The following is a 9,633-nucleotide window of genomic DNA, read 5'->3' on the forward strand; positions in this document are numbered from 1 at the left end:
CATTGCAAAAGGACCAATTGCTAAATTTCTTGATGACAATAGGTTAAATTCTATAAAAGAAATAACAAATGTAAAGCCTGGAGATAGTGTATTTTTTGCTTCTGATAAGGAAAATGAAGCAGCAATAATTGCAGGGAAAGTTCGCTCTCTCTTAGGATCACAACTAGGTCTTATAGATGACAATATCTTTAAGTTTTGCTGGGTCATCGATTTTCCATATTTTGCATATGATGATAAAAGCAAAAAAATAGATTTCTTTCATAACCCATTTTCCATGCCACATGGTGGCTTGAAGGATTTAGAAGACAAAGATCCACTAGATATCCTTGCTTATCAATATGATCTCGTTTGCAATGGAATAGAGCTTTCAAGTGGGGCGATTCGTAATAACAAACTAGATATTATGTACAGAGCTTTTGCCATTGCAGGCTACAGTAAAGAGGAAGTTGATACAAAATTTGGCGCGCTTGTGCGTGCATTCAGGTTTGGAGCGCCACCTCATGGTGGAATAGCGCCAGGGGTTGATAGAATGGTTATGCTACTTGCAGATGAGCCGAATATTCGTGAAGTAATCTGTTTTCCTATGAATCAGCAAGGAGAAGATGTTCTAATGGGCGCTCCTTCTAAAGTAGATGATAAGCATTTACGTGAATTATCCTTGAAGGTTATTGAATAAAAATTTTTATAGCGGAGTGTGGTAAACTGGAAGTTATGAACGATATTCAAAAAGCAATACTATCAAGCATAATCTGCAATATGATTATATGGTATGAAGTAACTCTGTTTGGAGTTTTAACTCATATAATAAGCAACGTTTTTTTTCCTTCAGAAAATAATTATTTGAGCACAATCAAATTTCTTGGCAGTTTTGCAATTGGCTTTGGATTTAGACCACTTGGTGCGTTTATTTTTGGTTACATTGGAGATAAGCATGGCAGGAGAAAAATTTTACTGACTTCCGTAATATTAGCTTCAATATCGTCTACTGCAATTGCAATTATACCAAGTTTTAGAGAAATAGGAATATTTTCTCCTATATTGCTTCTGCTTTGTAGAATAATACAAGGAATGGCAACAGGAGGGGAAACGAGCATTAACTCAGCCTTTTTAATAGAGCATTCAAGCGATAAAAAGAATTTAGGCTTTTTAGGTAGCATAAAAGCTTTTAGTGGTGCTCTTGGTTCTATTACATGTTTTATAATGATAGCCATTTGCAAAAAGTTTACAGGTGAAAATTATGAGATTTGGGGCTGGAGGTTGCTTTTCTATTTCTGCTCTGTTATGGGCATTATAGGTTTTTTAATAAGATACATAATGGAAGAGAGTCTAGCATATAAAACTCATGACCAAAATAAAAGCTTATCTAACTCTCCCTTTTTAGAATTAATCAAGAATTATAAAAGAGCATTTGTGATAGCAATTGGACTTGGCATTGCTCAAAACGCAATTGTTTATTCAGTAATCATGTTTTACAACATATCTGTAAAAGAGCTTATTCTTTCAGGCATTGATATTAAAAATCTAGTAAGGATCATGGTTGAAATCACATTTGGAACGTCTGCAGTGCTGTTTGCAATACTTTCTGATAAAATTGGAAGAAAAAATGTGATAATTCCTACATTAGTAACTTTAGCTTGTGTTAGCTTGCCGGTACTTTCGCTATTATCATATGCTAATCACTATATTATAACATTCACTTTTCTGTTGATGAGCATACCGATAGGTGCATCTTTTGGAATATATAATTCTCTCGCCTGCGAGTTATTTCCAACGAAAGTTAGATGCACTGGCTTCAGCTTAGCACATAACATATCTGCAGGTATTTTTGGCGGCCTTTCTCCATCGATATGCATATTTCTTATAGAAAAAACTCAAACAAAATTTGCAGCAGGTATTTATCTTACTGCCTGCGCACTAATTAGCCTAATATCTGTACTTCAAATTAAAGCCAAAGATAGAAAAGTTGATTGGTGAAATCGTTTCAGTTGAAAGATAGCACTTCAATAGATTTTTCGATGTGCCTAGGGATAGGAGCAGTAATAGTGATTTCCTTATTATTTGGCAATTTTAAAGATAAAGAATGCGAATGAAGGTGGATCTGATTTACTACCCCATCGATAAAAGCTTTTTTACCACCATATTTACCGTCACCAAGAATAGGGCAATTTATATGAGCTAAATGTGCACGTAACTGATGTGTTCTGCCGGTAATTGGTTGTAATTTTAAATAAGCAATATTATGTTTTAATCTTGATATAATTGAAAAATGCGTAGTGGCATTTTGAAGTGAGTCTTCATCAATAACTACTTTTTCTTGCCCTGAAATATATTTTTTCACCAATGGGTAGTCTATTATTCCATTATCTTTGCTCGGTATACCAGAAGTTAATGCTAGGTAAATTTTTTTTATTCTACGTCCTTTAAATTCTTCCATAAGGTATCTTGCAACACTGGCGTTGCGCGCGAATATTATTACTCCGCTTGTGTCTCTGTCAAGTCTATGGACAATTTTAAATACTTCCCCTTCTCTTACTTGATCAAGCAAATCACTAATGCTAATTTTTACCTTTATACCGCCTTGAACGATTACTCCCGCGGGTTTGTTTATAGCTAGTATATATTTGTCTTCATATAATATGTTCTCTCTTAGTAGATTTACTAACTTTTCATTATATTTGCGATCAGAATTAGCATTCTCAATATAATTCAAGTGCTTCAGCGTTATAGTTTGTCCAGAATTTACTCTATCACTAGACTTTGCTTTGCAATCATCAACTTCGATTAACCCTTTCCTTAAAGACTTCTCAATTGCAGATTGTTTCAAATTGGGAAAAATTCTTCTAATGTACCTATCGAGCCTAACGTTATTGTCTTCTACTAATATGGTTTTGGTACTATCTGGCATCTTACTTATAGAAATTTTATAATGAAAGTAGAGTACACTGAAATCTAATAGCACATAACTCTACCTAATATACTTTTCAGTGTCAGCTACTTACATCTGTCTTCCAGCGTTATGAGTTAGAAATCTAGAGATGATTGTATCTTCCATACGAGTACACATATTCTTCATGGCTATGATAGATGATAGTGATGCTTGTCCATCTTCTACCATATCTAGTTTAGTACTAGGCTCTAACTGCATACGCGCAATGCCATTAGCCAAAGGTGTTACTCTTCTTACATTAACATTTTTAGTGGGATATGACCACCTGCAAGGACTATGTAATATTTGTTCTTTTACTTCATCTATTTCAGCTGGACACGCTTTAGTATTAGTTCCTAACTGCATACATTTAATTTGGTCAGTTATAAATGCTACTCTTTTTTCATTAAGTTTAGCGTTATACTGTAATTGTTCAATTTGGTTAGCTTGATCTCTTATCATAAATTTAAAGTTGATAGGTAGAAGAGGTGATTCTATTCTTCTCGACATATGTGGTGCTGTGTGTTGCATCATACGTGATTCTGCTGTAAGCTGTGTAAGTATAGCTGATGCTCTTTCTTCTGCTTCCATTAGAAGATTACTTATACCTTGACGTTCAGCTAAATTTCTTACAGTTTCATGACAATTATCAGGCAATGAAAGATTTGCGCCATAGCATAGTAAGATCATTACTACTATCCAGTGTCTACGTGCGACAGCATAACTTAAAGGAGATGCCCCTAAGTCATCCTGTGCATTAACATCTGCTCCACGGGAAATCAAGATCTCTACTACTTCCGAATGGTTATACTTGGCAGCTTCAATTAAAGCAGTTGATCTTAAACTGTTATGTGCATTAACATTTACTCCAAGTGCTAATAGATTATATAACATTTGTATATTACCAAATCGGGCAGCATAAAGTAAATTCTCAATTTCAATTAATTTCATCACATCCTTCCATATTTCAAGTTTTATTATAGTATTTACTGCTTCTAGATAATTATATGGATGAATAGAAAGTAATATTTTCTGTGGATCATTCGTCTCAATATTTGCTCCATGGGCTATTAGACAATTCATTACTTCTATATTGTCTTTTTCAGCAGCACAATTAAAAGGAGTCCATCCCCATGCATCCTTATAGTTAACCTCTGCTCCATAGTTTATTAAGAGCTCTACTGCTTCCACATTACCATTCGTAGCAGCAATATGTAAGGGAGATCGCCCAATTAACTTATCCTCTATATCAACACTTGCTCTACATCGTAATATGGTCTGTAATAGGACCTCTAATATTGATATATTATTACTTGCAGCAGCCCAATATAAAGGGGTCCATCCAAGTACATCCACTATCTCAATATTTTTGTTAATATTCTTGTCGTTTTTTATTATACAATTCACCATTGCTCTATCAACATTTGCAACAGCAATATGTAAAGGAGTAAATTTAAGCGCCCCATTCTTCCTAATATCTGCTCCATTATTCATTAAGAACCTTACTACTTCTTTATGGCCATTCCTGGCAGCTTCATATAAAGCAGTCAAGTTCATCAGATCTTCCACATTAGGATTTACCTTATTCATTATTAAGATTTTTGTTATTTCTATATCGCCATTTACAGCTGGCTGATATAAAGTAGTCCGTTGAGATGAATCCAGCTGATTAACATTTGCCCCTTTTTCTATTAGCTTGCGTACTACTTTTGTGTTCCTATCTTCAACAGCCCAATGTAAAGCAGTCCATTCGGAAAACGGACCTGGTGCATTAATATCGATTCCTTTTACTTCAAGCAAAGCATCTATTAAACTGTCCAGCTTAAAATCAATAGCTAAATACAATAACGTGTATGAATAGCGTTCATGGAGGCAATCTACTTCAAACCAATAATTTATATTAAATTTGGCTTTCTTCCACTCTTCATACATACTTCTACTTTCTTCCTTTAGTCTACTTAGTGTTTTTAGTATCTTTTGTGTATCTAGCATCGCTGGTACCTTTTCTGAGATCTTTCGTGCATTTAGCACATCCTCTAGCGCCACTGCTTTTGATTTTTCTGATGTCTCTTGTACACCTAACCTTTTTAGCATTCTTTTTACCATCTGTTGCTCATTTGATACCCTTGGCTCCTTTGGTATCTCTTCTACTTCTTCTTTTGCCTGCGGTACATTTACCATCTTTACCATCTTTAGTATCTTTTTTAATGGCTCTTGTGTCTCTTGTACTCTTGGAATCTTGCTTGATACTTCTAATTCATGCGATATCTCTTCTAACATTCTTGATTTTTCTGCTTGCCCTAGTATCTTTACTTCCTTTAATAGCTCTTTTATTCTTTCAATTACATTGTCTTTACTTAAATTTACCTCTTGATCAATTGTACCTAATATTATGTTCCACTGTTCATATGTCATTACCATAGCTTTACCTCATACTATAGAGTATTTTTTGATGCTATATATTGTGGTAAAATAGTCAACGCATTTTCCATAGCGTAACTTGAGAGTCTAAAAGGACTGTTATTAACTTACAGAAAACCAAGCTTGCCTGAAACCACTTAATTGATTATAATCATAGGTTTTAAGGCAGTAAAATGACAGCTTTTTTTCCTTTGGTTATTTTTTTAATCTTATACCTTGGAAGTGGTATCTATTTTTCCTTTATTGGAATTGATAATCCGCTTCGCCAAGTTTCATCGGTAATTTGCCTACTACCGGCGCTATTTTTTGCTGTTGCATGTAGTGCAGGTAAAATTCAACGTAACATCGATACTGTCATCGAGGGTATGGGTGATAAAAACACCCTTACTATGTGTTTAATTTTTCTATTTTCTGGAGCATTTTCTGTGGTTACTCAATCAATTGGTAGTGCAGATACTGTTGCTAATTTAATTCTCAATTTTCTTCCAGCAAGATTACTACTGCCTGGAGTATTTTTGGCTTCCGCTTTTATATCAACTGCAATTGGTACGTCTATGGGAGTTGTTGTACTAATGGTACCAATAGCTGTTAACTTAGCGAAAAGTGGGGCTTTTGGTCTTGAAATAGGAACTGCAACTGTAGTTGGAGGTGCCGTATTTGGTGATAATCTTTCAATGATATCTGACACTACTATTGCATCTATTTCTTCACAGGGGGCCACGATAAAGGATAAACTTAAAGTGAATTCTAAAGTAGCATTTGTTGCCAGCGTTATAACGCTTGTCTATCTGGCAATTATGGCAGATAGTACAAAAATTATTCCTACATCAAATTTAGATTATTTATCAGTAATAAAGATTATTCCTTACATTTCTTTAATAATTATGGGGTTATTTGAAGTAACTACTTTAGTCACAATAACTGTAAATATAATTATTGCTAGTGTACTAGGGATAATTTTTTTTGACTATACTATCGTTCAACTCTCTCATAACATATATGATGGGTTCACAAAAGTAAACGAGATAGTGATATTCGCTCTATTTATTAGTGGATTAAGCCATATAATGTATAAGCAGGGTAAAGAGGCATTACATAGATTCATCGATGAAAGTAATATTACAAAAACTAAAGCTGAATTTGTAATAGCTGGAATAGCATCTATGTTTACTATCTTAGTTGCTAATAATACAATTGCTATTTTACTAAGTGGCGATATTGCAAAAAGGCTTGCGCAAAAACATGATATTCCACCGTATCGCAGCGCATACTTATTAGATATTTTTGCTTGCGTTACAAAAGGTATCTTACCTTATGGTTCCCAGCTGCTGCTAGCAGGTAGCATTGCTTCTGTCTCACCTATTTCTTTGTTAACACAAGTTTATTACTGCTTTATTTTGGCAGCAGTTACAGTAGGTGAAATAATCATCAATGGCAGACGTTGCGCGGCTACAACTTAATGTACGAAGATTTCTCTTCATGTTACATTTTTGTGCCCATAAGAAACGAGTTGCCATTTTCATCAGCTACTTGGATAATAGATATATTCACAAAATTGTTCCATTTTTCTCAATAGGTTTTGGTTTTCTTTTCCCCTTATTAGAAGAGCATAAAACTTAGCTTTTTAATAAATCTCATTTTAACTCCAATACACTAACTATGAAACAATCTATATTGCCATCAAAAACGGAATTTATATTGCCAACTTCATGTCCAGTCCTTAAATCCTTTACCATTTGATACGGATGCATAACATACGATCTGATCTGACTTCCCCAACCTATATCGCATTTCTTGCCATATTCTTCGGCCATTTTCTGTTCTTTTTTTTCCAATTCAATTTGATATAAACGTCCTTTAAGTAGTTTAAGTGCTTCATCTTTATTTTTATGTTGAGAACGACCATTTTGGCATTGAGCTACAACGCCTGTTGGAATATGCGTAATACGTACCGCGCTTTCAGTCTTATTTACATGCTGACCACCTGCTCCAGAAGCACGGTAAGTGTCGATCTTTAAATCCTTTTCATCCACAACAATATCTATTGAATCTTCAATCACTGGAGTTACTCCTACACTTGCAAAACTGGTATGACGTTTACCATTTGCATCAAATGGTGATATTCTAACCAATCTATGAACTCCACTTTCGCTTTTTGCCCACCCGTAAGCTTTTTCTCCGATGATCTTTATTGTTGTAGATTTTATACCAACTGCATCACCATCTAATTTTTCTACAACTTCAACTTTAAAATTGTGATAAATTTCTGCCCATCTTGTATACATGCGCATGAGCATCTCAGTCCAATCATTGCTCTCTGTTCCACCAGCTCCTGAGTGGATTTCTAAAAAGCAGTTATTGTTATCTGCTTCACCAGTAAATAAGGATTCTGTCTCTTTAAGTTTGATTAATTTCTCTAGCTTTGCTAACTCACCTTCAACTTCAGAAAAAAATTCTTCATCATTCTCATCAATAGCAGATTTCATCAAGCTGATAGCATCGTTGTAATCGCTTTCTATCTTTGAAAACGATTCTATGTCATGCTTAATTTTAGAGCGTTCTTTTAAAATTTCTTGTGCTTTTTGATTGTCTTGCCACAGATTATCATTCGACGCTTGAGAATCCAGCTCTTCAAGACGCAACTTCAATTTTTCTATGTCAAAGACACCTCCTGATAAGAGAAATACTTTTATTTAAGCCTTGAAAGTATTCAAGGATTTCTGGATGGGTTTTCATTATACTTTAGACTTTAATATATTTATTATCACTAACAATAACAGCAAACAAAATAGAAATTTAACCATATAATAGTTAATTCAAAATAATTTTATTATACTTGAATGTTCAATAAAATCAAGTGTGTATATTTATAAAAAAAATAAGGTAAAGTAATGAATATTAAAACAAGTTCTCATTATGGTTTAGACAAAAAGGCTATTGATGATTTAATAGAGTCTCTCGATAATCAAGAATTAGAGAATGTTCGTAATATTGTAAAAACGATAGATAGTGTTCAGTTAGCTTATTTTTTATCTACTTCGATCAGTGATCACAGGGAGAAATTAGTTAATATCCTCGATCAACATTTGTTAAGTGATGCCTTAGTACATGTAGTACCGGATTTACAATTAGAGGTCATAGAAATATTGGGAATAGAAAATACAGCAAAGTTACTAATGCTTCTTGATGTAGAAGATATAGTAGCCATAGTGAAAGATTTGGATAGAAAGTCTATAGAAAACATACTTAACTACTTACCCAATGCAACTCAAAAATTAGTAGAGGAATTGTTATCATACCCAGAAGAAAGTGCAGGAAGGTTGATACATAAAAATATGGTTATAGCTCCGTATTATTGGACGATAAATCAGCTAATGGAATTCTTGCGCAATTATAAAAAAATACCAGAAACATTTTACCAAATCTTCATCATTAACTCGAAATTAGAACCTATAGGTAGTTTCAACTTAAATAAGGTAATATCTCACTCAGGAGAAACAATAATAAAAGAGATAATGAGTCAAGATATAAAAATAATTAAAACTGGAATGGACCAAGAAGAAGTAGCAAGAATATTTAAAGATTACTCTCTATTATCAGCTCCAGTAGTAAATAAGAGTGGTAAAATTATCGGTGTAATCCTTATTGAAGATGTAATCAAAATTGTTCAGCAAGAAGCAGAAGAGGATGTACTCAAAATAAGCGGTGTATCATCTAAATCTGATATAAATGCTCCTATACATAAAACTATAATTAAAAGGCTACCTTGGTTATTATTTAACCTCTTAGCTGCAACAATATGTTCTATAGTAGTTGGCTTTTTCGATAACGTAATAGAAAGTTTTATAGTACTACCAATAATTATGCCAATAATTGCATCAATGAGCGGAAATGCAGGATCCCAAACAGTAACACTAACTATCCGTGCAATCGCAACAAAATATCTAACTGAGCAAAATGCAAAAAGAATACTGATGAAAGAATTTTTAATAGGTCTTATAAATGGAGTGATTTTATCTACAATTTCGCTCGTAGTATTAGCAATAAGGTTCCATAGTTTAAAAGTAGAGATCATTTTCGTAGTTTCCATGATTGCAATGTCGATTATTGCAACATTTATCGGCACTTTCATTCCTATAATGCTCCATCGTTTAAGATCCGATCCTGCTGTTTCGTCTTCAATCTTAACATCAGCAACAACTGATATTCTCTCAGCTCTTATATTTTTTGGTCTAGCCACGATCTTTTTATTAAATAGCTGAATCTTGCTATATAAAAATTGCTTT

At 33.7% G+C, this 9,633-nt stretch carries 7 protein-coding genes; 4 read left to right on the forward strand and 3 right to left on the reverse strand.

Features of this window, described 5'->3' with window-relative positions:
• Together BBB02_RS06540 and BBB02_RS05385 are read left to right on the forward strand one after the other, a co-directional pair.
• The coding region (locus tag BBB02_RS06540; RefSeq protein ID WP_305847162.1) for an amino acid--tRNA ligase-related protein at positions 1 to 676 on the forward strand (676 nt) is incomplete at its 5' end.
• Between the two features lie 35 nt (positions 677 to 711).
• On the forward strand, positions 712 to 1,974 hold the full coding sequence (locus tag BBB02_RS05385) for an MFS transporter (RefSeq protein WP_127464206.1): 1,263 nt from the start codon (positions 712 to 714) through the stop codon (positions 1,972 to 1,974).
• A gap of 7 nt (positions 1,975 to 1,981) precedes the next feature.
• Here the strand turns inward: BBB02_RS05385 and BBB02_RS05390 are convergent, their stop codons facing one another.
• Entirely contained in the window at positions 1,982 to 2,905 is a 924-nt protein-coding gene (locus BBB02_RS05390; protein WP_063631156.1) for an RluA family pseudouridine synthase, read from the reverse strand.
• Positions 2,906 to 2,995: 90 nt separating this feature from the next.
• Positions 2,996 to 5,341: an ankyrin repeat domain-containing protein gene (locus BBB02_RS05395; protein WP_245970094.1), complete on the reverse strand. Its 2,346-nt coding sequence runs from the start codon at positions 5,339 to 5,341 to the stop codon at positions 2,996 to 2,998.
• Between the two features lie 179 nt (positions 5,342 to 5,520).
• On the opposite strand from BBB02_RS05395, the gene BBB02_RS05400 reads away from it, so the two are divergent.
• Positions 5,521 to 6,807 (forward strand): Na+/H+ antiporter NhaC family protein, encoded by a 1,287-nt coding sequence (locus BBB02_RS05400; protein WP_127464208.1) that lies wholly within the window; start codon positions 5,521 to 5,523, stop codon positions 6,805 to 6,807.
• A gap of 174 nt (positions 6,808 to 6,981) precedes the next feature.
• Here the strand turns inward: BBB02_RS05400 and prfB are convergent.
• Positions 6,982 to 8,083, reverse strand: a protein-coding gene (gene prfB, locus BBB02_RS05405; RefSeq protein ID WP_245970095.1) for a peptide chain release factor 2 whose coding sequence is annotated in 2 segments (ribosomal slippage) — positions 6,982 to 8,016 and positions 8,018 to 8,083 — 1,101 coding nt in all. Because the reading frame shifts where the segments join, the coding sequence is not laid out codon by codon here.
• A gap of 155 nt (positions 8,084 to 8,238) precedes the next feature.
• Here prfB and mgtE point away from each other — a divergent pair.
• On the forward strand, positions 8,239 to 9,609 hold the full coding sequence (mgtE, locus tag BBB02_RS05410) for a magnesium transporter (protein WP_127464210.1): 1,371 nt from the start codon (positions 8,239 to 8,241) through the stop codon (positions 9,607 to 9,609).
• The last annotated feature ends 24 nt before the right edge of the window (positions 9,610 to 9,633 follow it).

The organism is Wolbachia endosymbiont of Bemisia tabaci, from assembly GCF_003999585.1.
Classification (GTDB): domain Bacteria; phylum Pseudomonadota; class Alphaproteobacteria; order Rickettsiales; family Anaplasmataceae; genus Wolbachia.

What these genes read in the sequence shown, in the direction of transcription:
- BBB02_RS05385 (WP_127464206.1), top strand. Translation starts at nt 712, where the DNA reads ATGAACGATATTCAAAAAGCAATACTATCAAGCATAATCTGCAATATG.
- BBB02_RS05390 (WP_063631156.1), bottom strand. Translation starts at nt 2,905, where the DNA reads ATGCCAGATAGTACCAAAACCATATTAGTAGAAGACAATAACGTTAGG.
- BBB02_RS05400 (WP_127464208.1), top strand. Translation starts at nt 5,521, where the DNA reads ATGACAGCTTTTTTTCCTTTGGTTATTTTTTTAATCTTATACCTTGGA.
- BBB02_RS05395 (WP_245970094.1), bottom strand. Translation starts at nt 5,341, where the DNA reads ATGACATATGAACAGTGGAACATAATATTAGGTACAATTGATCAAGAG.
- mgtE (WP_127464210.1), top strand. Translation starts at nt 8,239, where the DNA reads ATGAATATTAAAACAAGTTCTCATTATGGTTTAGACAAAAAGGCTATT.